The 244-nt window shown below is 67.6% G+C and carries 1 protein-coding gene; it reads left to right on the top strand.

Going from position 1 to position 244, the window contains the following annotated elements:
• Nucleotides 1–244, top strand: a 244-nt coding sequence (locus PU683_RS21270; protein ID WP_277174582.1) for a hypothetical protein, incomplete at both ends; no start/stop codon positions are given.

The following is a 244-nucleotide window of genomic DNA, read 5'->3' as shown; positions in this document are numbered from 1 at the left end:
CGTCCTCTCGGGCTACGATTGGGGTTACGAGCGGCTCTCGGGCGCCGTGGCCATGGTCGAGATCGGCCGCGTGACCGATTACACCCAGGAGGCTTATCCCGGCCGCGCCTCGCTCACCGGATTCTTCAATTCCGCCGACCACGACGACAACTTCAAGACGGTGTTCGGCACCTCGAAGGGGCTCAACCCCGGCGCGCCGGTCCTCCAGAAGGCCGGCACCTCCGGGGTCGTGCTGACGGGCACG

The organism is Candidatus Kosakonia sp. 282A-S69, assembly GCF_029433855.1.
Classification (GTDB): domain Bacteria; phylum Pseudomonadota; class Gammaproteobacteria; order Enterobacterales; family Enterobacteriaceae; genus Kosakonia; species Kosakonia cowanii_A.
This window is presented reverse-complemented; position numbering and strand designations above follow the sequence as displayed.